At 70.4% G+C, this 23198-nt stretch carries 25 protein-coding genes; 17 read left to right on the top strand and 8 right to left on the bottom strand.

Annotated features, from left to right (window positions below; translation table 11 throughout):
- Positions 1-39: 39 nt before the first annotated feature.
- A complete protein-coding gene (locus tag ACEN9J_RS06915; protein WP_413763662.1) occupies positions 40-1542 on the bottom strand; it encodes an alpha/beta hydrolase family protein in 1503 nt (500 codons plus the stop codon).
- Between the two features lie 181 nt (positions 1543-1723).
- Positions 1724-2626: a transglutaminase family protein gene (locus ACEN9J_RS06910; RefSeq protein ID WP_057593395.1), complete on the bottom strand. Its 903-nt coding sequence runs from the start codon at positions 2624-2626 to the stop codon at positions 1724-1726.
- Between the two features lie 101 nt (positions 2627-2727).
- Here ACEN9J_RS06910 and ACEN9J_RS06905 point away from each other — a divergent pair, with 101 nt between their 5' ends.
- Positions 2728-3057 (top strand): antibiotic biosynthesis monooxygenase family protein, encoded by a 330-nt coding sequence (locus ACEN9J_RS06905; protein WP_261205935.1) that lies wholly within the window; start codon positions 2728-2730, stop codon positions 3055-3057.
- 6 nt (positions 3058-3063) lie between these two features.
- On the opposite strand, the gene mnmC is transcribed toward ACEN9J_RS06905, so the two are convergent.
- A complete protein-coding gene (gene mnmC, locus ACEN9J_RS06900) occupies positions 3064-4926 on the bottom strand; it encodes an FAD-dependent 5-carboxymethylaminomethyl-2-thiouridine(34) oxidoreductase MnmC (protein WP_413763661.1) in 1863 nt (620 codons plus the stop codon).
- A gap of 19 nt (positions 4927-4945) precedes the next feature.
- Positions 4946-5218, bottom strand: coding sequence for an oxidative damage protection protein (locus ACEN9J_RS06895; protein ID WP_093341520.1), 273 nt, complete (start codon positions 5216-5218; stop codon positions 4946-4948).
- 144 nt (positions 5219-5362) lie between these two features.
- On the opposite strand from ACEN9J_RS06895, the gene ACEN9J_RS06890 reads away from it, so the two are divergent.
- From ACEN9J_RS06890 to ACEN9J_RS06840, 11 genes are all read left to right on the top strand, one after another.
- Positions 5363-6406 carry a sulfate ABC transporter substrate-binding protein gene (locus tag ACEN9J_RS06890; RefSeq protein ID WP_057593402.1) on the top strand — a complete coding sequence of 348 codons (1044 nt, stop codon included), beginning with the start codon at positions 5363-5365 and terminating at the stop codon, positions 6404-6406.
- Positions 6407-6512: 106 nt separating this feature from the next.
- Complete coding sequence (gene ssuE, locus ACEN9J_RS06885; protein ID WP_057593391.1) at positions 6513-7097, top strand: NADPH-dependent FMN reductase; 585 nt, start codon at positions 6513-6515, stop codon at positions 7095-7097.
- Between the two features lie 129 nt (positions 7098-7226).
- Positions 7227-8264: a sulfonate ABC transporter substrate-binding protein gene (locus tag ACEN9J_RS06880; protein ID WP_261205931.1), complete on the top strand. Its 1038-nt coding sequence runs from the start codon at positions 7227-7229 to the stop codon at positions 8262-8264.
- 38 nt (positions 8265-8302) lie between these two features.
- The gene (locus ACEN9J_RS06875; protein WP_413763660.1) at positions 8303-9259 is read left to right on the top strand and encodes a sulfonate ABC transporter substrate-binding protein; all 957 of its coding nucleotides are present in this window, start codon (positions 8303-8305) and stop codon (positions 9257-9259) included.
- Entirely contained in the window at positions 9259-10428 is a 1170-nt protein-coding gene (ssuD, locus tag ACEN9J_RS06870; RefSeq protein WP_093341529.1) for an FMNH2-dependent alkanesulfonate monooxygenase, read from the top strand. Before ACEN9J_RS06875 ends, ssuD begins: the two co-directional genes overlap by 1 nt.
- A gap of 10 nt (positions 10429-10438) precedes the next feature.
- Positions 10439-11287, top strand: a complete 849-nt coding sequence (gene ssuC, locus ACEN9J_RS06865; protein ID WP_057593388.1) for an aliphatic sulfonate ABC transporter permease SsuC — start codon at positions 10439-10441, stop codon at positions 11285-11287.
- A 10-nt stretch (positions 11288-11297) separates the two neighbouring features.
- A complete protein-coding gene (locus ACEN9J_RS06860) occupies positions 11298-12284 on the top strand; it encodes an aliphatic sulfonate ABC transporter substrate-binding protein (RefSeq protein WP_413763659.1) in 987 nt (328 codons plus the stop codon).
- A gap of 1 nt (position 12285) precedes the next feature.
- Positions 12286-13131, top strand: a complete 846-nt coding sequence (locus ACEN9J_RS06855; protein ID WP_057593386.1) for an ATP-binding cassette domain-containing protein — start codon at positions 12286-12288, stop codon at positions 13129-13131.
- Between the two features lie 31 nt (positions 13132-13162).
- Positions 13163-14452 (top strand): O-acetylhomoserine aminocarboxypropyltransferase/cysteine synthase family protein, encoded by a 1290-nt coding sequence (locus tag ACEN9J_RS06850; protein WP_057593385.1) that lies wholly within the window; start codon positions 13163-13165, stop codon positions 14450-14452.
- Positions 14453-14472: 20 nt separating this feature from the next.
- On the top strand, positions 14473-15069 hold the full coding sequence (locus tag ACEN9J_RS06845) for a malonic semialdehyde reductase (RefSeq protein WP_413763658.1): 597 nt from the start codon (positions 14473-14475) through the stop codon (positions 15067-15069).
- Positions 15070-15120: 51 nt separating this feature from the next.
- On the top strand, positions 15121-15336 hold the full coding sequence (locus tag ACEN9J_RS06840; RefSeq protein ID WP_042579699.1) for a TOBE domain-containing protein: 216 nt from the start codon (positions 15121-15123) through the stop codon (positions 15334-15336).
- A gap of 66 nt (positions 15337-15402) precedes the next feature.
- Here the strand turns inward: ACEN9J_RS06840 and ACEN9J_RS06835 are convergent, their stop codons facing one another.
- A complete protein-coding gene (locus tag ACEN9J_RS06835; protein WP_057593383.1) occupies positions 15403-15750 on the bottom strand; it encodes a hypothetical protein in 348 nt (115 codons plus the stop codon).
- Positions 15751-15776: 26 nt separating this feature from the next.
- Positions 15777-16364, bottom strand: coding sequence for a hypothetical protein (locus tag ACEN9J_RS06830; RefSeq protein WP_413763657.1), 588 nt, complete (start codon positions 16362-16364; stop codon positions 15777-15779).
- Between the two features lie 219 nt (positions 16365-16583).
- Between ACEN9J_RS06830 and ACEN9J_RS06825 the strand changes: the two genes are divergently transcribed.
- From ACEN9J_RS06825 to ACEN9J_RS06805, 5 genes are all read left to right on the top strand, one after another.
- Entirely contained in the window at positions 16584-17063 is a 480-nt protein-coding gene (locus ACEN9J_RS06825) for a rhodanese-like domain-containing protein (RefSeq protein WP_413763656.1), read from the top strand.
- Between the two features lie 32 nt (positions 17064-17095).
- Positions 17096-18007, top strand: a complete 912-nt coding sequence (epsC, locus tag ACEN9J_RS06820) for a serine O-acetyltransferase EpsC (protein ID WP_261205920.1) — start codon at positions 17096-17098, stop codon at positions 18005-18007.
- Positions 18008-18014: 7 nt separating this feature from the next.
- Complete coding sequence (locus ACEN9J_RS06815; RefSeq protein WP_057593379.1) at positions 18015-18284, top strand: helix-turn-helix domain-containing protein; 270 nt, start codon at positions 18015-18017, stop codon at positions 18282-18284.
- A gap of 133 nt (positions 18285-18417) precedes the next feature.
- Positions 18418-19350, top strand: coding sequence for a family 2A encapsulin nanocompartment shell protein (locus ACEN9J_RS06810; protein WP_057593378.1), 933 nt, complete (start codon positions 18418-18420; stop codon positions 19348-19350).
- 63 nt (positions 19351-19413) lie between these two features.
- Entirely contained in the window at positions 19414-21270 is a 1857-nt protein-coding gene (locus tag ACEN9J_RS06805; RefSeq protein WP_413764549.1) for a family 2A encapsulin nanocompartment cargo protein cysteine desulfurase, read from the top strand.
- On the opposite strand, the gene ACEN9J_RS06800 is transcribed toward ACEN9J_RS06805, so the two are convergent.
- Together ACEN9J_RS06800 and ACEN9J_RS06795 are read right to left on the bottom strand one after the other, a co-directional pair.
- A complete protein-coding gene (locus ACEN9J_RS06800) occupies positions 21267-22262 on the bottom strand; it encodes an alpha/beta hydrolase family protein (RefSeq protein WP_413763655.1) in 996 nt (331 codons plus the stop codon). The genes ACEN9J_RS06805 and ACEN9J_RS06800 overlap by 4 nt on opposite strands.
- Positions 22259-23137 carry an AraC family transcriptional regulator gene (locus ACEN9J_RS06795; RefSeq protein WP_413763654.1) on the bottom strand — a complete coding sequence of 293 codons (879 nt, stop codon included), beginning with the start codon at positions 23135-23137 and terminating at the stop codon, positions 22259-22261. The genes ACEN9J_RS06800 and ACEN9J_RS06795 overlap by 4 nt, the downstream gene beginning before the upstream one ends.
- Positions 23138-23198 lie beyond the last annotated feature (61 nt).

The raw sequence follows: 23198 nt of genomic DNA, 5'->3' as shown, positions 1-23198 counted from the left end.
GCGGGAACCGCCGCGCGGGCGGTTCCCGTTCGATGCACGTCAGCAGGGACGCGCGGCGGCGGCGCCGGGTCGCGTCAGCTGGCTGGTGCCGCTTTCGTCCACCGTGCCCAGCGGCCGCGTGAAGGTGCAGCCGTACTTCGGATCGGCCACCGTCGCCGCGGTCACCACGTCGTCGCCCGCGGGCTTCACGCCGTCGCGCTCCCACTTGATCATCGCGTCGAAGGCCTCGACCTGCTCGGCCAGCGTGAAGTCGCAGTGCGAGATGCCGCGCACCGCGCGCTGCACCAGCCAGCTGGCGTTGCCCTTGGCCGCGACGCGCTTGTTGTAGATCTGCTCCATGCTGAAGGGCACGTAGAGATCGCCGAGCGTGTGCAGGCTCACCACCGGGATCTTGAACTCGCCGTTGGCCTTGGGGATCCAGCGCAGGCCGTCGCGGCGCAGCCGGTTGGCATCGGCCACGGCGGTGAGCTTGATGACCGAGGCATTGAGCGCGGTCGAGCCCGCGGTGTCGCCCTCGATGGTGTAGGTGAAGCGGTTGGTGTCGAGCGTGTTCTTGTTGAGGATGCCGTTGACCGTGCCGTCGCTGCCGAACACGCCCCACACCGCGGCGAAGGAGCCGCCGGCGGTGAAGCCGAGGTCGAACATCGGACGCTTGCCGCCCGTGAGGTTCTCGACCACGGAGGCGAACTTCAGGCCGGTGGCCGTGGGCGTGCCCGGGAAGCTGGTGTAGAGCGTGCCGGTCACCTGCGCGGAGATGTCCGACCAGTTCACCGTCGGGTACTTCGGCAGCCCCGCCAGCGCCTGCGCCGTGACCTGCGCGCCCGCGAAGTAGTCGAACAGCTCGGTGTCGCCGACCACGCCGCACATCGGCACCGCGCCGTTGTAGCGCACCTTGTGGTTGGCCGTGGCATAGGCCTCGTCCTCGATCGCCGCGGCCGTGATGTGGCCGCCCATCGAGTGGCCGGTGATGTAGATCTTCGAGGGCGCGGCGAGCTCGCGGCCGTTGGCCTTGGCGATCTTGTTGAACTCCAGCGCCAGCGCGTTGGTGTCCTCCACGCCCACGCGCACGTCGTAGAAGTTCTTGCTGTAGCTCGAGGCGGCCCAGGCATAGCCGTTCTGGATCAGGTAGCGGCGGATCGAGGGATTGCTGACCGCGAGCACGTTGCCTTCGCCGGCATAGCCGTGCGCGTACATCACGAGCTTGCCGTTCCAGTTGGACGGCACCTCCACGCGGTAGGCCGCGCCGCCGAGCACGCCGGCCCAGCGGCTGGTGGTGGCGTTGTCGACCGTGTCGCCGGCCGCGGCCGCGAGCGCTGCGAAGGTGGTGGCCGTGGGGTCGGCCGGTGCGAACGAATTGCGGTCGTCCTGCGCGCGGCGCTCCTCGGGCGGGGGTGCGGGCGGCGGAGGCGGCGGGGCCGGCGGCGCGGGGGCGGGCGCGGGCGGCAGGATCGGGAACACCCCGCCACCGCCGCCTCCACCGCCGCAGGAAGCGGCGGCGATGCTGGCGGCGATGACGATGAGCTTGAGGCGCGCGGAATGCATGGTTCGTTGTCTCCGTTTTTCGAGGGGCGAGGAATGCCGGCCGCCACGGTCGCGGCGTGTGTCCAGGAGGGCTGGCACGACCGTGCTTTTCCGCGGACCGGCGGCGCAGCGTAGAGGCGCCGCCCCTGTGGAAGGTGGGGGCTTTCCCGTAGCCGCTATCGCCTGCGCGACAGCGGGGCCCTCAGTTGCGCCGGCGCGTGACCGTCACCGTGGCCTCGAGGCCCTCGTAGGCCTCGGCCGGGCCGTACCAGCTGCCCGCGATCGGCGCGCCCTGGGCCGGGTCGCGCGTCACGCCGACGCGGATCAGCTGGCCGCTGCCCATGAGGTTGTTGGTCGGGTCGAACGCGACCCAGCCCGCGCCCGGCAGCCAGGCCTGCAGCCAGGCGTGCGTGGTGCCGGCGCCGGTCATGGCCTCGCCCTTGGCCTGCACCGTGCTGTCGAGCGCGGCGTCGTAGATGTAGCCCGAGACGAAGCGCGTGGCGATGCCCAGGCGGCGCACCGCCTCCATCATCAGCAGCGCGTAGTCGCGGCAGCTGCCGCTGCCCAGCGCCAGCGTTTCCAGCGGCGTCTGCGTGCCTTCCTCGTCGCGCGCCAGGTACTCGAGGCTCTGGCCGATGTGGGCGTTCATGCGCGTGAGCACCTCGCGCGTGCTGTTGGGCTCGTCGGTGTGCAGGAACTGGTGGGCCCAGCGGATCAGCGTGCCGTCGGGGTCGTCGTGGTGCGGGCGCAGGTAGTGCTCGAGGTCGAGCCGGTCCTGCACCGAGTAGGCGAAGGGCAGGAACTCCGCGGCCGGATCGATCGCGAGCTGGTCCTGCGCGGCCGCGGGCACGGTCTCGATGGTGAACGAGCAGACGATGCGCAGCTCGGTGGCCTCGCCCATCGGCTGCACCAGCGCCACGGAATTGGAATGCGGGTCCTGGATCAGCCGCGTGTGGGCCGCCGGGCTCACCTGCAGGTCGGTGGCCAGCACGCGCAGGTCGTGGCTGTCGCGTGGACGGAACATCACGCGATGCAGCCCGAAGCTGACCGGCTCGTTGTAGCGGTAGATCGTGGTGTGGCGGATGTCGTACTGGGTGCTGGGCATGCGCGCATTGTCTTGCGTTCGGACGCCGCGAACACGCCGGACTGCCGCATAATCCGCGCCCCCTCGGCCTTCGTGGCCGCACCGTTCGCCCATGGAGGACCATGTACGCATCGACTTTCATCTTCGCCACCCGCCAGTTCGACGACGCCTTCCACCGGCTCGACCAGGCGATCGCCGAAGCCGCCCGCGCGCTGCCCGGCTACCTGGGCGAGGAGAGCTGGGAGAACAGCGCCAGCGGGCTGGTGTCGAACGTCTACTACTGGCGCTCGCTCGAGGCGCTGCAGGCGCTGATGACGCATCCCTCGCACCTGCAGGCCAAGGCGGCGCAGGCGAACTGGCTCGATGGCTACCGGGTGGTGATCTCGGAGGTGGTGCGCAGCTACGGGGATGGGCGCATCGACCATCTGCTGCCGGCGCTGGACGCCGTGTAGCGGCCCTCAGGCCCGCGCGGTGCGCCGCGTATCGAGCGCCTTGGCCAGCGCCGCCGGCAGCGGCAACGGCTCGCCATGCCACTGCGCGGCCAGCAGTTCGGCGCACAGCGCGGCGAAGCTGAGCCCGCGCGAGCCGAGCGCCGTGCAGGCCCACAGGCCCTTGTCCTCGGGCGCATCGCCGAGCGGCCCGACCAGCGGCCGGCGGTCGCCCGAGGCGCAGCGCACGCCGACCCAGGCCTGGGCCTCGCCGCGCGAGAAGGCCTGGTCGATCTGTTCGGCGCTGGCCGGATGCAGCCGGGCGGCGCGTTCGCGCACGGCCTCGGCATCGCTGTCGCGCGGCGCCAGGTCATGGCTGTCGCGGTCGAAGGTGGCGCCGGCCAGCCACAGCGGCGCGCCGCCATCGGGTTCGGGCACGCCGGCGATCAGGTGGCCGTCGCCATTCACGGGCGCGGCGGGCAGCGCGGCCGCGTCGCTGCGGCCCCAGGCCACCTGGCCGCGCACCGGCTGCAGCGGCAGGCGCGGCGCCAGCAGGCCCGAGCCATGGCCCATCGCGACCACCACGCGGTCCGCCTCGGCCAGCACGGCACCGTCCTCGGCCAGCAGCCGCCAGCCACCGGTGGCCGGATCGCGTTGCAGTCGCTCGACGCGGCAGCCAGCGCGCAACGCGATGCCGGGCTCGCGCAGCCAGGCTTCGACCAGCGCGCGCGGCCGCACCCAGGCGGCGCGCGCATGCCACAGCGCGGGCGCGTCGTGCGGCAGGCCCGCGGCCGCGAGCTGCGCGGCGCTCGCGGGCCAGGATTCGTTGGGCCCGTCGGCCTGCCAGCCCGCGGGCACGCGTACATCGCCATCGGGCCGGCGCTCCAGCGTGCCGGTGCCGCGCCAGTCGCGGCCTTCTTCGAGGCGCTGCGCCAGTTCGTTCCAGGTGGCGCGGATGCCGGCGCGCGTGAGCCGCGAGAGCAGGGCGTCGTCGGGCGACACATGCGGCGCGAGCAGCCCCACGGGCAGGCCCGAGGCGCCTTCGGCCGGGCGCGCGGCGGCGTCGAGCACCTCGACCCGCCAGCCGCGCCGCGCGAGGCTGGCCGCCACGGCCGCGCCCGCGAGGCCGGCACCGATCACGGCGCAGCGGCCCGGCGTTGCGACGGTCTCGGGCAGCGGCTCGCGCCGGCGCACGGTCCAGGCCGGCGCGAAGCGCGCGCCCAGGCAGTCGCGCTTGGGCGGCAGGCCCGGGCGGCGTTCGAGCTGGAAGCCGTTCTGCGCCAGCGCATCGCGCACGGCGCGCGCATAGGTCCAGGTGCCGAGCAGGGTGCCCTGGCGCGCGAAGCGCGCGAGCGCCTTCAGCGTCTCGGGCGACCACATCTCGGGATTGCGCTGCGGGCTGAAGCCGTCGAGGTACAGGCTGTCGGCCTCGAAGCGCTGGGCGCGCAGCATGGGCTGCACCTCGCCCACGCAGAGCGTGAGCAGCACCCGGCCATCGTCGAAGGCCAGGCGGTGGAAGCCCGGCAGCAGGCCGTGCCAGCGCGCGGCCAGCTCGCGCGCGAGCGGCGCGAGTTCCTCATAGGCGCCGGCGGCGCGCAGCAGGCTGTCGGCCGCGACCGGCCAGGCCTCGATCGAGACGAAGTGGAGCAGCCGCGGGCGTGCCGGATCGGCGCGCCACGCGGCCCAGGTCGCGAGGAAGTTGAGACCCAGCCCGAAGCCGGTTTCGAGAATCCGCCACCGCGGCTGGCCGGCCCAGGCGGCCGGCAGGCCACAGCCGCCGAGGAAGACGTGGCGCGACTGCGCGAGCGCGCCGGCCTCCGTGTGATAGATGTCGCCGAAGCGCTCGCTGTGCGGTGTGCCGTCCGCGCGCCAGGCGACCGGTTCGGCCGTCACTGCGGGTAGTTGCGCGGCCTCAGGCCGACGGCGGGACGTAGCCCTGGGCGACGTCGGCGCCCTCGCCGAAGAAGTGCTTCTCCATCTGGCGTGCCAAGTACTGGCGGGCGCGCTGGTCGGCGAGGTTCAGGCGGTTCTCGTTCACCAGCATGGTCTGCTGCTTGAGCCAGGCGGCCCAGGCTTCCTTGCTGACGCTCTCCCAGATGCGCTTGCCGAGTTCGCCGGGGTAGGGCGGGAAGTCGAGGCCTTCGGCTTCCTTGCCGAGCTTGATGCACTGAATCATGCGTGCCATGTCGATTGCCTTTGGGTGGGGGAGCGCGAAAAAGCTGCTCTTAGTTGATTTAGCTATTTAGAACTGAAAACTTGGTCGTTCCAGTTCCTATATGTCGTATTGAGAATACGCAGCTTCATTGATATGCCATTCGAAGACAACACCATGAGCCTCCGCCGCGACTTTATCAAGCTTTCCCTCGGTGCCGGCGTGGCCGGCGCCATGGCCCTGTCGGCACTGCCGGCGTTCGCCCAGGGCAGCGCCGCCGGTCCGGTGACGCTGCTGAACGTCTCCTACGACCCCACGCGCGAGCTGTACGTGGACTACAACCAGGCCTTCGCCAAGTACTGGAAGGGCAAGACCGGCCAGGACGTGACGATCAAGCAGTCGCACGGCGGCTCGGGCAAGCAGGCCCGCTCGATCATCGACGGCATCGACGCCGACGTGGCCACGCTGGCACTCGGCGGCGACGTCGACGCGCTGGTCACCCACGGCGGCCTGCTCAAGGCCGACTGGCAGAAGCGCCTGCCGCACAACTCGGCGCCCTACACCTCGACCATCGTGTTCCTGGTGAAGAAGGGCAATCCCAAGGGCCTGAAGGACTGGGACGACCTGGTCAAGCCCGGCGTGCAGGTGATCACCCCCAACCCCAAGACCTCGGGCGGCGCGCGCTGGAACTACCTCGCGGCCTGGGAATTCGCCAAGCGCAAGTACGGCGGCGATGCCAAGGCCAAGGAATACATCGGCAACCTGTTCAAGAACGTGCCCGTGCTCGACACCGGCGCGCGCGGCTCGACCATCACCTTCGTCCAGCGCGGCGTGGGCGACGTGCTGCTGGCCTGGGAGAACGAAGCCTTCCTGGCGTTGAAGGAATTCGGCCCCGAGAAGTTCGAGATCGTGGTGCCGTCGATCTCCATCCTGGCCGAGCCCACCGTGGCGGTGGTCGACAAGGTGGTCGACAAGAAGGGCACGCGCGCCGTGGCCGAGGAATACCTGAAGTACCTGTATTCCGACGAAGGCCAGGACATCGCGGGCCGCAACTTCTACCGCCCGACCTCGGACAAGGCGAAGGCCAAGTACGAGAAGCAGTTCCCCAAGCTGACGCTGGTGACCATCGACCAGGCCTTCGGCGGCTGGGCCAAGGCCGACAAGGACCACTTCGCCGACGGCGCCTCGTTCGACCAGATCTACACCGCCAAGCAGAAGTAAGCGCGGCAGTCGCCCCGCTGCGACCGACCCCGATGGCGCCCGCTGCGGCGGATGCCAGGGACCGGTTCGCTTCGACCCTTCCGATACCGCCACCCGAAAGCCTTCCGTGTCCGTTCTCCTGATTGCCGGCAGCCCCTCGGCGCCCTCGCGCTCCACCGCCTTGCTCGACGCGGTGGCCGAGCGCCTGGCGCGGCGCCATGCGCAGATCGATCGGCTCGCGATCCGCGACCTGCCGGCGCAGGCGCTGCTGCTGGCGGACTGGAACCATCCGGCCATCGTGCAGGCCATCGCCCAGGTGACGCGGGCCCGCGCCATCGTGGTGGCCACGCCGGTCTACAAGGCCGCCTACAGCGGCGTGCTCAAGGTCTTCCTCGACCTGCTGGCGCAGAACGCGCTCAAGGGCAAGACGGTGCTGCCGCTGGCCACCGGCGGCAGCCCGCACCACATGCTCGCGCTCGACTACGCGCTGCGGCCCGTGCTGCAGTCGCTGTCGGCGCGCCACATCCTGCCGGGCGTCTACGCGAGCGATTCGCAGATCGCGCTGACGCCCGAGAACGCCTACCAGGTGCACAACGACCTGGCGGAGCGGCTCAACGAGGCCGTCGAGGTGCTGGCCACCGAGGGGCTGAAGCTGCCGGCGACACACGGCTTCGAGCCGGTGCCGTTCTCGCGCGTGCGATGTAGCGTCTGAAGCCGGCCGGCGCACGGCCCGGCCGCCACCACCGCTTCATCCCATTCCCGACCCTTCCGAACGCGGCGCTGTGCGCCGCGCGGGGATGGCTTCGCCTCCAGTTTCGATTCAGTCCAAGGACCACCCCGCATGAACCCCGTTGCCACCGAAGACTCCGTGCTCGACGTGCCGCCGCGCTCGCTCTGGCGCGCATTGCGCGACCTCGCCGTCAGCATCGTCGTGGTCGCCGCGATCGCACTGATCGTGAGCTTCCTGTCCGCCACTTCCGCGCATGCGCAGGGCAAGGCCGGCGCCGCCAGGGAGCTGCGCATCGGCTACCAGAAGTCGGCCAGCCTGTTCGTGCTGCAGAAGGCGCAGGGCTCGCTCGAGAAGCGCCTCGCGCCGCTGGGCGTGGGCGTGAAGTGGGTCGAGTTTCCGGCCGGCCCGCAGCTGCTCGAGGGCCTGAACGTCGGCGCCGTCGACGTCGGCTACGTGGGCGAGGCACCGCCGATCTTCGCGCAGGCCGCGGGCGCCAAGTTCGTCTACTTCGGCTACGACCCGGCCGCGCCGCGCGCCGAGGCGATCCTGGTCACCAGGGATTCGCCGATCCAGTCGGTGGCCGACCTCAAGGGCCGGAAGGTCGCACTCAACAAGGGCAGCAACGTGCACTACCTGCTCGTGAAGCAGCTCGAGAAGAACGGCCTGAAGTTCAGCGACATCCAGCCCGTGTACCTGGCACCGGCCGACGGCCGCGCCGCCTTCGAGAGCAAGAACGTCGACGCCTGGGTGATCTGGGATCCGTTCCAGGCCGCGGCCGAGAAGGCCACCGGCGCGCGCGTGCTCGCCGACGGCACGCCGGGCGTGGTCAGCAACTACCAGTACTACCTGGGCGAGCGCGGCTTCGTGAAGAACAACCCGAAGGTGATCGAGGCCCTGTTCGAGGACTCGGTGGCCCAGGGCATCTGGCTCAAGAAGAACCTGCGCCAGGCGGCCGAGCTGATCGCGCCGCTGCAGGGCCTGCCGGTCGACGTGGTCGAGCTCGCGCTGCGCCGCTACGAGTTCAACGTGAAGCCGATCACGCCCGAGGTCGCCGCCGACCAGCAGCGCATCGCCGACACCTTCCACGCGCTCAAGCTGATTCCGAAGCCGATCAAGGTCAGCGACGCCGTCGTCGCGGCCCAGCCCTGAGCACCGGTCCCCTTCATCTTTCGCAAGCCACACCAGCCATGACCACCATCTCCCTCCCGCGCCGCCGCCTGCTGCAGGGCGCCGCCGCCGCCATCGCGCTGCCCTCCGCCTTCGGTGCGCTGGCGCAGGCGCCCGCGCGCCAGTTCCGCATCGGCAACCAGAAGGGCCTGCTCAACATCCTCAAGGGCCGCGGCACGCTCGAGAAGCGCCTCGCGCCGCTGGGCGTGAGCCTCAAGTGGACCGAGTTCACGGCCGGCCCGGTGCAGCTCGAGGCGCTGAACGTCGGCTCGATCGACTTCGGCGACGTGGGCGAGGCCCCGCCGATCTTCGCGCAGGCCGCCGGCGCGCCGCTGGCCTACGTGGGCGCCACGGTGCCGCGTCCGCAGTCGGAAGCGGTGCTGGTGCCCAAGGGCTCGGCCATCAAGACGGTGGCCGAACTCAAGGGCAAGAAGATCGCGCTCAACAAGGGCTCGAACGTCCATTACTTCATCGTCAAGCTGTTCGAGAAGCACGGCCTCTCGTATGCCGACCTGAACCTGGTCTACCTGCCGCCGGCCGATGCGCGCGCGGCCTTCGAGAAGGGCTCGATCGACGCCTGGGTGATCTGGGACCCGTTCCTGGCCGCGGCCGAGAAGACGCTCGAGGCACGCGTGCTGGCCGACGCCACCGGCGTGGTGGGCAACCGCGCCTACTACTTCTCCTCGCTCGACTACGCCGCGAAGAACGCCGACGTGGTGGCGATCGCGATCGAGGAACTCAACAAGGTCGACGCCTGGGGCTCGGCCAACCGCGGCGAACTCGCGACCGAACTGGCCGCGCTGTGGGGCCTGCCCAAGCCGGTGGCCGACCTCACGGTGGCGCGCACCGCCTACGGCACCACGCCGATCACCAAGGCCATCCTTGGCGAGCAACAGAAGATCGCCGACACCTTCTTCGAACTCAAGCTGATCCCGAAGAAGATCAACGTGCTCGAAGCCGCCACGGGGATCGCGTGATGCAGATCTTCTGGTTCCTGCCCACGCACGGCGACAGCCGCTACCTCGGCACCAGCGAAGGCGCGCGCCCGGTCGACCTCGACTACCTGCAGCAGATCGCGGGCGCGGCCGACCACCTCGGCTACGAGGGCGTGCTGATCCCGACCGGCCGCTCGTGCGAGGACCCGTGGGTGATCGCCTCGAGCCTGATCGGCGCGACGAAGAAGCTCAAGTTCCTGGTCGCGGTGCGGCCCGGCCTGCATCAGCCGAGCCTGGCCGCGCGCATGGCCGCGACCTTCGACCGGCTCTCGAACGGACGCCTGCTGGTGAACCTCGTGACCGGCGGCGACCAGGCCGAGCTCGAGGGCGACGGCGTCTACCTCGACCATGCCGCGCGCTACGAGCAGTCGGCCGAGTTCATCCGCATCTGGCGCGAGATCCTCGCGCGCAGCCACGACGGCCAGGCCTTCGACTACGAAGGCAAGCACCTGAGCGTGAAGGGCGCCAAGCTGCTCTATCCGCCGGTGCAGAAGCCGCATCCGCCGGTGTGGTTCGGCGGCTCGTCGGCCGCGGCCCATGAGCTCGCGGCCGAGCAGGTCGATGCCTATCTCACGTGGGGCGAACCGCCGGCCGAGGTGGCGAAGAAGCTCGCCGACGTGCGCGCGCGCGCCGAGCGCCAGGGCCGCCAGGTGCAGTTCGGCATCCGCCTGCACGTGATCGTGCGCGAGACCGAGGAAGCGGCCTGGAAAGCGGCCGAGGACCTGATCAGCCGCGTCGACGACGAGACCGTGATCCGCGCCCAGGCCGCCTTCGCGCGCATGGACTCCGAAGGTCAGCGCCGCATGGCCGCACTGCATGCGGGCGGCGCCAGGCGCACGCGCGCCGAACTCGAGATCGCACCCAACCTCTGGGCCGGCGTGGGGCTGGTGCGCGGCGGTGCCGGCACGGCGCTGGTCGGCGACGCGAAGACCGTGGCCGCGCGCATCGAGGAATACGCCGCGCTCGGGCTCGACCGCTTCATCCTCTCGGGCTACCCGCACCTCGAGGAGGCCTACCGCTTCGCCGAGCTGGTGTTCCCGCTGCTCTCGCGCAAGGCCAAGGCCCGGCTGGCCGGTGGCTCGCTGAGCGGGCCCTTCGGCGAGGTCGTCGCCAACCTCGACGCGCCTTCGCGCCTCGTCTCGCAAAGCTGAAGGACACGCCATGACGGAACAGGTTCAGGAACTGCCGGCGGTCGCGCCGGCCGAGGGCGCGGGCTCCGCGCTGCGGGGCTTCGGCCTCAATGTCGCCAGGCGACTGGTGCCGTGGCTGGTGCCCGTGGGGCTGATCGTGGTGTGGCAGATCGCGTCGTCGCTGGGCTGGCTCAGCACCCGCGTGCTGCCGGCGCCGGTCGACGTGGTGAAGGCCGCGTGGAACCTCACGGTGTCGGGCGAGCTGTGGACGCACGTGAAGGTCAGCGCGGGCCGCGCGCTCGCGGGGCTGGCCATCGGCGGCGGCGCCGGGCTGGCGCTGGGCCTGCTCACGGGCTCGGTGAAGTTCTTCGAGACGCTGCTCGACTCCACCATCCAGATGGTGCGCAACATCCCGGCGCTGGCGCTGATCCCGCTGGTGATCCTGTGGTTCGGCATCGACGAGTCGGCCAAGCTGTTCCTGATCTCGGTGTCGGTGTTCTTCCCGATCTACCTCAACACCTTCCACGGCATCCGCAACGTCGACCCGCAGCTGATCGAGATGGGCCGCACCTACGGCCTCACGCGCTGGCAGCTCTACCGCGAGGTGATCCTGCCGGGCGCGCTGTCCTCGATCCTGGTCGGCCTGCGCTTCTCGCTGGGCCTGATGTGGGTGATCCTGATCGTGGCCGAGACCATCTCGGCGCAGGCCGGCATCGGCTACCTGACGATGAACGCACGCGAGTTCCTGCAGACCGACATCGTGCTGGTGGGCATCCTGCTGTACGCGCTGCTCGGCAAGCTGGCCGACCTGTTCGCGCGCGGCCTCGAGCAATGGTGGCTGCGCTGGCATCCGGGCTACCAGAAGAAGACGACGAAGTGAGGGCAGGGCAATGACGCACACGACCATCTCCCGCCGCCAGGCGATCGCGACGCTCGGCGCTGCCGGCGTGCTCGGCCTGGCGGGCACGCCCGCCGCCTTCGCGCAGGGCACGGCCGCGCGGCCCGCCGCCGTGCGCCTGGGCTACCAGAAGTCTTCGACGCTGATCGCCGTGCTCAAGGCGCAGGGCGTGCTCGAGAAGCAGCTCGCGCCGCTCAACGCTACCCTGAGTTGGCACGAGTTCACCAGCGGCCTGCCACTGCTCGAGGCGCTGAACCTCGACAACCTCGACATCAGCGCCGACGTGGCCGACACCGTGCCGGTGTTCGCGCAGGCGGCCGGTGCCGAGCTGACCTTCATCGCGCAGGAAGCGCCGTCGCCCGCGGCGCAGGCGATCCTGGTGCGCGAGGACTCGCCGCTCAGGACCGTGGCCGATCTCAAGGGCAGGAAGGTCGGCTTCGCCAAGGCGGCCGGCGCGCACTACCTGCTGATCGCCGCGCTCGACAAGGCCGGCCTCTCGTTCAAGGACATCGAGCCCGCCTACCTGACGCCGGCCGACGGCCGCGCCGCGTTCGAGAAGGGTGCGATCGACGCCTGGGTGGTGTGGGACCCGTTCCTCGCCGCCGCGCAGCGCCAGTCGAAGGTGCGCGTGCTGGCCGACGGCGCGGGCATCGCGTCCTACCAGCGCTACTACCTCGCGAGCACCAAGTTCGCGAAGGCGCGGCCCGACGTGCTGCGCGTGGTCTATGCCGAGCTCGAGAAGACCGGCAGGTGGGTCAAGCAGAACCCCAGGGAGGCGGCTGCGCTGCTGTCGCCCGTGTGGGGCCTCGACGCCGCCACCATCGAGCAGGCCAACGGCCGCCGCAGCTACGCGGTGCGGCCGGTGGTGCCCGAGGTGCTCGGCGAGCAGCAGCGCATCGCCGATGCCTTCCTGGCCGAGAAGCTGCTGCCCAAGAAAATCAATGCGCTCGACGTGGCGCTGTTCAAGCCTGGAGCCTGAGATGAGTGCCGTCCTCGACCGACCGCAGAACGACGCGCCGCTGGCGATCCCCGGCGGCGTGCGCCTGGAAGTGCGCGGCCTGCACAAGCGCTATGGCGAACGCGAGGTGCTGCGCAACACGCAGCTCGCGATCGAGCCGGGCCAGTTCATCGCCATCGTGGGCCGCAGCGGCTGCGGCAAGAGCACGCTGCTGCGCCTGATCGCCGGCCTCGAGGACGCCTCGTCCGGCGCGCTCTACACCGACGGCAAGCCGGTCAGCGGCCTGCACGACGACACCCGGATCATGTTCCAGGAGGCGCGCCTGCTGCCCTGGCGCCGCGTGCTCGACAACGTGACGCTGGGCCTGTCGAAGGACGCCAGGGCGCGCGGCAAGGAAGTGCTGGCGCAGGTCGGCCTGGCCGACCGCGAGAACGAGTGGCCGGCACGCCTGTCGGGCGGCCAGCGCCAGCGCGTGGCCCTGGCGCGCGCGCTGGTGCACCACCCGCGGCTCTTGCTGCTCGACGAGCCGCTGGGCGCGCTCGACGCGCTCACGCGCATCGAGATGCACCGGCTGATCGAGAACCTGTGGCAGCGCCACCGCTTCACCGCGCTCCTGGTCACGCACGACGTGCAGGAAGCGGTGGCGCTGGCCGACCGCGTGATCCTGATCGAAGACGGGCGCATCGCGCTCGACGAGAACATCGCCCTGGCGCGTCCGCGCTCGCAGGGCGACCCGGCCTTCGCGGCCATCGAAAAACGCATCCTCGACAGGGTGCTGCAAAAGCCCGGGGCAACCGAAGAGGCTGAAAGCGGCGCCGAAGCAAGCTGGCTCGGCAAGCCCGCGCACGAACTGCGCTGGGCGATCTGAGCGTTCCTTCCTCCCATCTGAAAGGCTTCGCATGTCGCAACACTGGAAATTCGAGACCCTGTCGGTGCACGCCGGCTATTCGCCCGACCCGACCACGCGCGCCGTGGCGCCGCCGATCTACCAGACGGTGGCCTACGCCTTCGACAGCGCGCAGCACGGCGCCGACCTGTTCGACCTCAAGGTGCCGGGCAACATCTACACCCGCATCAACAACCCGACGCAGGACGTGCTCGAGCAGCGCATCGCCGCGCTCGAGGGCGGCATCGCCGCGCTGGCGCTGGCCTCGGGCCAGGCGGCCGTGACCTACGCGATCCAGACCATCGCGGAAGCCGGCGACAACATCATCAGCAGCACGGCGCTCTACGGCGGCACCTACAACCTGTTCGCCCACACGCTGCCGCAGTTCGGCATCACCACGCGCTTCGCCGACCACCGCGATCCGAAGAGCTTCGAGAAGCTGTTCGACGAGAAGACCAAGGCGGTGTTCGTCGAGTCGCTCGGCAACCCGGCCGGCAACGTGACCGACATCGCGGCCATCGCCGAGATCGCGCACCACCATGGCGTGCCGCTGATCGTCGACAACACAGTGCCCTCGCCGTACCTGAGCCGGCCGATCGAGCATGGCGCCGACATCGTGGTGCACTCGCTGACCAAGTACCTCGGCGGCCACGGCACCAGCATCGGCGGCGCGATCGTCGATTCGGGCAAGTTCCCGTGGGCGCAGCACAAGCAGCGCTTCAAGCGCCTCAACGAACCCGACGTGAGCTACCACGGCGTGGTCTACACCGACGCGCTCGGCCCGGCCGCCTACATCGGCCGCGCGCGCGTGGTGCCGCTGCGCAACACCGGCGCCGCGATCTCGCCGTTCAACGCCTTCCTGATCCTGCAGGGCATCGAGACGCTGTCGCTGCGCGTGGAGCGCATCAGCGACAACGCGCTGGCCGTGGCACGGCACCTCAAGGCGAACAAGTCGGTGAAGTGGGTCAACTACGCGGCACTCGAGGACCATCCCGACCATGCGCTGGCGCGGAAGTACCTGGGCGGCAAGGCCAGCGGCGTGCTGACCTTCGGCATCGAGGGCGGCCGCGAGGCGGGCGCGAAGTTCCTCGACGCGCTGAAGCTGTTCACGCGCCTCGTCAACATCGGCGACGTGCGCTCGCTCGCCACTCATCCGGCCTCGACCACGCACCGCCAGCTCTCGCCCGAGGAACTCGCGCGCGCCGGCGTGAGCGAGGAGACCGTGCGCCTGTCGGTCGGCATCGAGCACATCGACGACCTGCGCGCCGACCTCGACCAGGCGCTGGCCGCGGCCGCTGCCTGAAGCCGCGCGAAAGCAGAACCATGACAACACTGCAATCCATTCCGGACGCCGCGCTCGACCAGCTGTTCCGCAAGGCGCGCACCGTGCATGCCTTCAAGCCGGTGCCCGTGAGCGACGAGACCATCCGCCAGCTCTACGAGCTGCTGAAGTGGGGCCCGACGGCCTACAACGCCCAGCCCGCGCGCTACGTGTTCGTGCGCAGCGAGGAGGCCAAGGCCAGGCTCAAGCCCGCGCTGTCGTCGGGCAACACCGCGCAGACGCTGGCCGCGGGCGTGACCGTGATCGTGGCGCACGACACGCGCTTCTACGACCACCTGCCGGTGCTGTTCCCGGCCTACGACGCCAAGCCCTTCTTCGAGAAGAGCGCCGAGGCGGCGCAGGCCACGGCGTTGCGCAACAGCAGCCTGCAGGGCGCCTACCTGATCCTCGCGGCGCGCGCGCTCGGCCTCGATGCCGGGCCGCAGTCGGGCTTCAACGCCGAGCTGGTCGACAAGGCCTTCTTCCCCGACGGGCGCTGGCGCGCCAACTTCCTCGTCAACCTCGGCGTGGCCGACCACGCCGGCACCTTCGAGCGCGGGCCGCGGCTCGCGTTCGACGACGTGGCCGAGATCGCCTGAGCGCCACGTCCTTCCTTCACCGACCCATCCATTCAACCAAAGGGAACCATCATGTCCATCCAGGCCATCAACGTGCGCAACCAGTTCAAGGGCAAGGTCCGCGAGATCATCCGCGGCGACGTCGTCTCCGAAGTCGATGTAGAGACCGCCTGGGGCATCGTGACCTCGGTCATCACCACGCGCTCGATCGACGAGCTGCAGCTCAAGGTCGGCTCCGACGTCGTCGCGCTGGTGAAGTCCACGGAAGTGTCGATCGCCAAGCTCTGAATCCCCTGGAGTGCGCGTGGCGCATTCCCTCTCGGCCCGGCGCCAGCGATGGCGCCGGGCTTTTTTTCAGTACTTGATCGTGATGCCGGCCTTCACGCCGTTGTTCTGCTTGCCGTCGGACTCGACGCCGGCCGAGAACGAGGTGTTGCCGCCGGTGCTGCCGCCCACCGAGTAGATCGGGCGCGAGCCCGAGGTGTCCATGCCGCCATAGGCCGTGGCGCCGCTCGGGCGCTGCACGCCGATGGTCGCGCCGAGGGTGTCGGCCGATTTCTCGGTGGGCGCGATCTTGGGCGCCACGTAGAGGATGGTGCCGTCGTCGGTCTTCACCGGGAGCTTGGGTTCGTCGGCCCAGGCGAGGGCGGCGGCGGTGCAGCCGGCGGCCAGGGCGAGGGTGGTCGAGAGGAATCTGCGCATGCGTCGGGGGAGGAGGTCGTCGGGGTTCAGGAGGTGGTCCTGCTGGCGCGCCAGGGCAGGCCCGTCAGGATATCGAAGGCGTGCTCGGTCTCGCCGATCCGGATCACGAAGACGTAATCGTTTGTCAGCCCCTGCTGGCGCGCGCCGAGCACCTTGTAACCGGCGCGTCCCGAGGGCACCTCGTAGGTGGGCCCGAACTCGGCGCCCAGCGCGATCAGCTCGCGCGTGGTCCAGGTCTTCAGCAACCGGCCGCCGAGGTAGAAGCCGAACGCGGCCTGCGGGTCCGCGGACGAAGGCTCCAGCTCCCGGTCGAGCCGCATCAGCGCGACCTGGCCGGCGATGGGGCTCCATGCCAGCAGCAGGCGGCCCGGGTTGAACCAGGGATAGCGGTCGACGGCTTCGTCGCCGTTCCTGCGGACCCGGTAGACCGTGGTCATGCCGGCGTCGCCCGTGTCGGAGTCGGGTATGCATCGGGCATAGAAGACACCATCGGGGCCGGCCACGACGTAGGCGATGTTCGATATCGCGCGCGCGGCGAACGCGCCGCCGGGCAGCCCGGCGATGCCCGACAGCAGGGCCAGCGGGGCCAGTGGCCAGAGGGATCTGCGTTGCATGAAGGCACTCCCGAAGCGGTGGGGCGGCGACTCTAGCGCGGGTCGCGCGCGGTGGCTTCAGCTTTCCTTCAGCACCCCCGAATGAGGCTTAGAACGCTCGGTTGTTAGGAACCGACTTTTCAGTCGTTTGAGGATCGCGGGCCCGCTCCTACAGTGATGGTCATCGCCACCAGCGGCGCATGCATCCACACAGCAACGCACACCAGGAGCCCGCACACCATGTCCGTGGAAGTTGAAGACCTCGTCCTGCCCGAAGCGCTCGAGAAGGCGCGCGCCCATGCCGCCGAAGCCGGCTGGCCCCATGCCGGCGGCGTGACGCCGCCCGTGGCCTGGCAACTGGTGCAGCAAGGCAAGGCGGTACTGGTCGACGTGCGCTCGGGCGAGGAACGCAAGTTCGTCGGCCACGTGCCCGAGAGCCTGCACGTGGCCTGGGCCACCGGCACCGCGCTCACGCGCAATCCGCGCTTCGTGCGCGAACTCGAGGCCAGGCTCGCGAAGGACGGCGGCAAGGATGCCGTGGTGCTGCTGCTGTGCCGCAGCGGCAAGCGCTCGGCGCTCGCGGCCGAGGCCGCCGCCAAGGCCGGCTTCTCGCAGGTCTACAACGTGCTCGAGGGCTTCGAGGGCGAGATCGACGCGCAGCAGCATCGCGGCGGCGCCGACGGCTGGCGCTTCCATGGCCTGCCGTGGGTGCAGGACTGATTTCTCCCCACGCACGGAAGGAAGAACGGCCCATGGCCCATTTCGAAGTCGCGGAGATCGTTGCCGCGCTGCATGCGGTGCGCAACGAATGGCGCGACCTGCAGCGTCGCTCGCGCGAACCCGGCGCGCGCGAGTTCCCCTCGCGCGACGCACTGGCCCATATCGTGGAATCGCTCAAGGGCGCGCTGTTTCCGATGCGGCTCGGCCCGCACGACCTGCGCCACGAGAGCGAGGATTTCTATGTCGGTCATACGCTCGACGCCGCCTTGCAGGCGCTGCTGTCGCAGGCGCGGCTGGAGCTGCATTTCAACGCGCGCCATGCACCGCGCAGCGCCAGCGAGATCGACGAGGCCGCCACCGCGGCGGTGCGCAGCTTCGCGAACCGCCTGCCCGAGCTGCGCCGGTTGCTCGACAGCGACGTGCTCGCGGCCTATCAGGGCGACCCGGCCGCGCGCAGCGTCGACGAGGTGCTGCTGTGCTATCCGGGCGTGCTCGCGATGATCCATCACCGGCTCGCGCACGAGCTCTACAGCCTCGACCTGCCGCTGCTGGCGCGCATCGTGGCCGAACTCGCGCACGGGCAGACCGGCATCGACATCCATCCGGGCGCGCGCATCGATGCCGGCTTCTTCATCGACCACGGCACCGGTGTCGTGATCGGCGAGACCGCAGTCATCGGCAAGCGCGTGCGGCTCTACCAGGCCGTGACGCTGGGCGCCAAGCGCTTTCCGACCGACACCGAGGGCAACCTGCAGAAGGGCCTGCCGCGCCATCCGGTGGTGGAGGACGACGTCGTGATCTACGCCGGCGCCACCATCCTCGGGCGCGTCACGCTCGGCAAGGGGGCCGTCATCGGCGGCAATGTCTGGATCACCGACGACGTGCCGCCGGGCGCGAGCGTCACGCAGGCCAGCCTGCAGAAGAACAACGCACCGAGGGGGTGAACACACCATGAATGCATTCGTCGAAGATTTCGGGGTGGCCGTGCGGCAGTTGCGCGAGGCCCATGGCTGGTCGCAGGAGCAGCTCGCGGAGCGCTCGGACCTCAACCGCTCCTACGTGGGCGAGGTGGAGCGCGGCCGCGTCATCCCCTCGATCGTCACCGCGCACAAGCTCGCCACCGCGCTCGAGATCAACATCGTGCATCTGCTGTCGCGCTGCGAGCAGCTCGGCCAGTCGCGCCTGGCACGCCGGATCAACTTGGCGGCTATAGCCTGTTGAGGGGAAACCCTTGGCGCCGGGACACTCCCGCCGTCAGTCGCGTTCGTCCCTTTTCTTCATTCCCACGGCCTTTCGGAGTCGCCGGCACCGCTCGCGGTGACCCGGTGGGCCTGATCACATCGGAGTTTTCTTCATGACCGCAACCGTCGGTGGAACCACCGCGCTCGGCGACAACGCCGCCAGGCAGCTGGCCAATGCCACCAAGACCGTTCCCCAGCTCGAGACCATCAGCCCGCGCTGGCTCACGCACCTGCTGCAATGGGTGCCGGTGGAGGCGGGCATCTACCGCGTCAACAAGGTCAGGAACCCCGAGGCCATCAAGGTCACCTGCACCTCGCGCGAGGAAGAGAACCAGCTGCCGCGCACCTTCGTCGACTACGAGGAGAACCCGCGCGAGCACTACCTCAATGCCGTGAGCACCGTGCTCGACGTGCATACCCGCATCTCCGACCTCTACAGCAGCCCGCACGACCAGATCAAGGAACAGCTGCGCCTGACGATCGAGACGATCAAGGAGAACCAGGAGAGCGAGCTCATCAACAACCCCGACTACGGCCTGCTGGCCCAGGTCAGCGAAGAGCAGCGCATCTTCCCGCTGACCGGCGCGCCCACGCCCGACGACCTCGACGAGCTGCTGACCAAGGTCTGGAAGGAGCCGGCCTTCTTCCTGACACACCCGCTGGCGATCGCCGCCTTCGGCCGCGAAGCCACGCGCCGCGGCACGCCGCCGCCGACCGTGAGCCTGTTCGGCTCGCAGTTCATCACCTGGCGCGGCATTCCGCTGATCCCGTCGAACAAGGTGCCGGTGGCCGACGGCAAGAGCAAGATCCTGCTGCTGCGCGTGGGCGACAAGCGCCAGGGCGTGGTCGGCCTGTTCCAGCCGGGCCTCGCGGGCGAACAGAGCCCGGGCCTGTCGGTGCGCTTCATGGGCATCAACAACCATGCGATCGCGTCGTACCTGATCTCGCTGTACTGCTCGCTCGCGGTGCTGACCACCGATGCGCTGGCGGTGCTCGACGACGTCGAGATCGGCAAGTACCACGACTATCCCGACACCTACAAGTAAGCCGCGGTGAACACTCCCACGACTCCGGGCGAGGCGCCGTTCGATCCGGCGATCCTCGCGCGCATGGCGAGCGCGATGTTCGCGGCGCTGCCGGGCACGCCGCCGGCTTCGCTGCCGGGCGCGCAGTTCCCCGCCAACATCGCGCCGCCGGGTTCGCCGCTCGTGAGCCCGGCCGGCTTCGGGCCCGGCGTGCCGGGCACGCCGATCCCGCAGGGGCAGGTGCCGGGCACCAACCTGCTGCCGGCCTCGCCCACGCAACTGCCTTCGCTCGCGAACCGCGCGCCCGCGCTGCTGCCGCATGCGGTGGCCGGCAACGGCGTGCCCGATACGGTGCTGTCGGTGGCGCCGGCCTTCGAGCCGCGCTCGGGCGGCCACGTGCTCGGCGTGCCGCCGGTGCAGCCTTCGCAGGCCGCATCGAGCGCCGCCTCGCCGTACTACTTCCTCGGCGGCAGCCATGGCCAGCCGGCCGGTGCCGGCGGCTTCGCGGTGCACGATCCCTTCGCCGACCTCGCGGCGCTGGCCGTGTCGCGCGAGCCCGCCGCGCCACCGTCGGTACCGCCCGTGCCCGTCCACGGCCGTGACGCGCAGTTCTACTTCGTCGACGCGGTGCGGCTGCCCAGCGGCTTCGTCACGCCGGCCAAGGCCGATCCGCGCGGACCCGAGGCGGTGCCGCTGGCCGGCAGCGGCCAGCATCCGCCGTTCGACGTCAACGCCGTGCGGCGCGACTTCCCGATCCTGCAGGAGCGCGTGAACGGCAGGCAGCTCGTGTGGTTCGACAACGCGGCCACCACGCACAAGCCGCAGTCGGTGATCGACCGCATCGCCTACTTCTACGCGCACGAGAACTCGAACATCCACCGCGCGGCGCACGAGCTGGCCGCGCGCGCCACCGACGCCTACGAAGGCGCGCGGGAGCGCGTGCGCAAGTTCATCAACGCGCCCGAGGTCGAGGAAGTGATCTTCGTGCGCGGCACCACCGAGGCCATCAACCTGGTGGCCAGGAGCTGGGGCGGCCAGCACGTGGGCGAGGGCGACGAGATCGTCGTCTCGAACCTCGAGCACCACGCCAACATCGTGCCGTGGCAGCAGCTCGCCGCCGCCAAGGGCGCGAAGCTGCGCGTGATCCCGGTCGACGACTCGGGCCAGGTGCTGCTCGACGAGTACCGCAAGCTGCTCAACGACCGTACGAAGATCGTCGCCGTCACGCAGGTCTCGAACGCGCTGGGCACCGTGGTGCCGGTGAAGGAGGTCGTCGAGCTGGCGCACCGCGTGGGCGCGAAGGCGCTGGTCGACGGCGCGCAGTCGGTCTCGCACATGCGCGTGGACGTGCAGGACATCGGCGCCGACTTCTTCGTGTTCTCGGGCCACAAGGTGTTCGGGCCCACCGGCATCGGCGTGGTGTGGGGCAAGCGCGAGGTGCTCGAGGACATGCCGCCGTGGCAGGGCGGCGGCAACATGATCGCCGACGTGACCTTCGAGAAGACCGTGTTCCAGCCGATCCCGAATAAGTTCGAGGCCGGCACTGGCAACATCGCCGACGCGGTGGGCCTGGGCGCGGCGATCGATTACGTCGACAAGGTCGGCATCGAGAACATCGCGCGCTACGAGCACGACCTGCTGGTCTACGGCATGGCGCAGCTCGGCGCGATTCCAGGCGTGCGGCTGATCGGCACCGCGGCGGACAAGGCCAGCGTGATGTCCTTCGTGCTCGATGGCTACAGCACCGAGGAGGTGGGCCAGGCGCTCAACGAGGAAGGCATCGCGGTGCGCACCGGCCACCATTGCGCGCAGCCGATCCTGCGCCGCTTCGGCGTCGAGACCACGGTGCGGCCCTCGCTGGCCTTCTACAACACCTTCGACGAGATCGACCGGCTCGTGGCGGTGGTGCGGCGGCTCGCGGGCCGGCGGCGCTCAGGCTAGTTCGACGACCCGAGGTGCAGCCTGAAGAAGGCCAGCACCTCGGCGTTGAAGGCCGCATGGAAGGCCGCGCGGTCGAAGCCCGGGCCGTCGCGGCAGATCTCCGGATTGGCCGCGAGCTGCGCGGCGGAGCAGGGCGCGAGAAAGCCGAAATGGCCGGCCTTGTCGGCCACGCGCCAGTCCGGGGCCGTCGGCAGGTTGCGCCGCACGGCCGCCACGTTGTCGGGCGTGACGCCATCGCCGCCATAAGCCGAGGCCCAGAGCTGCACCGGCACCTTCACCTGTTTCAGGCCCTCGGCATCGAACAGCGTGCTGAGCGGATCGGCGATCACCGCGGCCTGGATGCGTTCGTCGTGCGCCAGCGGTGCCGCGAGCAATGCGCGAAAGCGCTGCCGCATGGCCGTGCATTCCGGGCCCTGCGGCGCCGCGCTGCAGGGCGAGCCGGGCAGCGGCGGCAGCTTCTCGAAATCGGGCCGCGCGCCGATCAGCACCAGGCCCGTGTAGCCGCCGCGCGAGAAGCCGTAGAAGCCGACCTTGCCGGCCGCGAGCTTCGCATGCGAGGGCCAGCGCGCGAGCATGTGGTCGACCAGGCGGCGGATGTCGGTGGTGCGCGTCGCGAGCGCCACGATGCTGTCCTCGGGGCCGCCGCGGATGCGGAAGTTGTCGTCCGAGTGGTTGATCGCGGCGACGACGAAGCCCGCGTTCGCGAGGGCCTCGGCCGTGTCGTGGTGGCCGAGGAAGGAGCCGCCGTAGCCGTGCGACAACACCACCAGCGGCAGCCGGTCGCCCGCGAGCGGGCAGTCGCGCACGCCGGGCAGCGTGGCGCGCTCGAGCTGGACCTGGCCGTCGGGCGCGGCGCAAGGCGTCCATACCGCGCCGCGCAGCGCCGGGCCATCGGCATCGGCCGGTATCTCGAGGGGGCTGAAGCCCGCGGCCTGGGTGCAGGCCGCTCCCAGGCCCAGCGCGAGGGGAAGCAGGAAGCGAAGGAGGTTCATGGCGGCAGTGAAGGCCGGGATCGGCCGGCGGGACGGATCGGAATCAGCAGGTCGGTGCGCAACGCTGCCGGCGCGACCTGGCGCGGCGAGTTCAGGTAGTGCTCGAGCGTGGGCCGGTCGTCGGGCTCGTAGCCGCTGCCGGGCAGCCAGCGTGCGTAGAGCGCGTAGACGGCGGCGTTGATGCGCGTGTAGGGCCCGGCGAGCGTGTGCACCGCGTAGAGGCCGCCCGGCATGTCGAAGGCCTCGATCTCCGCGTCGCCGGCCGGCCAGGGATCGGGCGAGGCCGCCGCCACGTAGTAGCGGAAATCCGGCCGCGCATCGGGATTGCCGCAGGAGATGCCGAACCAGCCCGACACGCGGCGCGAACCCAGCCGGGCGCGCAGCCGCCGGTGCGTGTGCGGGATGGTGGAGGCCGGCCCGTGGTGGCGCAGCGCCTGCACCGGCTGCGCCGGGCGCTCGACGATCCGCACGGCGGGCGGCGTCTCGTCGCTCCGGTTCCGTGCCACGGGCATCGCATCGAGCACCACCGCGTGCATCTGCTGCTGGAATTCGCGCGGCGATTGCCCGGTGAACTGGCCGAAGGCACGCGTGAAGGCCTGCGGGCTCTCGTAGCCCACGGCCAGCGCCACGTCCGTGATGCTCTGGCCGCCGCGCGCCAGCAGCCGCGTGGCCATGGCGAGGCGCACGCGCCGCACCGTGGCGGCCACGGTCTCGCCCGCGATGCTCTGGTAGATGCGGTGGAAGTGGAAGGGCGAGAAATGCGCGAGCGCCGCCAGGTCCTCGAGCCGGTGGTCCGCCATCGGGTCGGCCACGATGGCCGCGACGGCGCGCGCCACGCGTTCGCGGTAGTCGTGTTCGGCGCGGGGTGCGGTCATGCCCCGCAGTGTGCCGCCGGGCGGCGGCCGCCGCTTAGCCGACTTTGCGGAGTCAGCGACG

Source organism: Variovorax sp. Varisp41 (genome assembly GCF_047325085.1).
Taxonomy (GTDB): Bacteria; Pseudomonadota; Gammaproteobacteria; order Burkholderiales; family Burkholderiaceae_C; genus Variovorax.
This window is presented reverse-complemented; position numbering and strand designations above follow the sequence as displayed.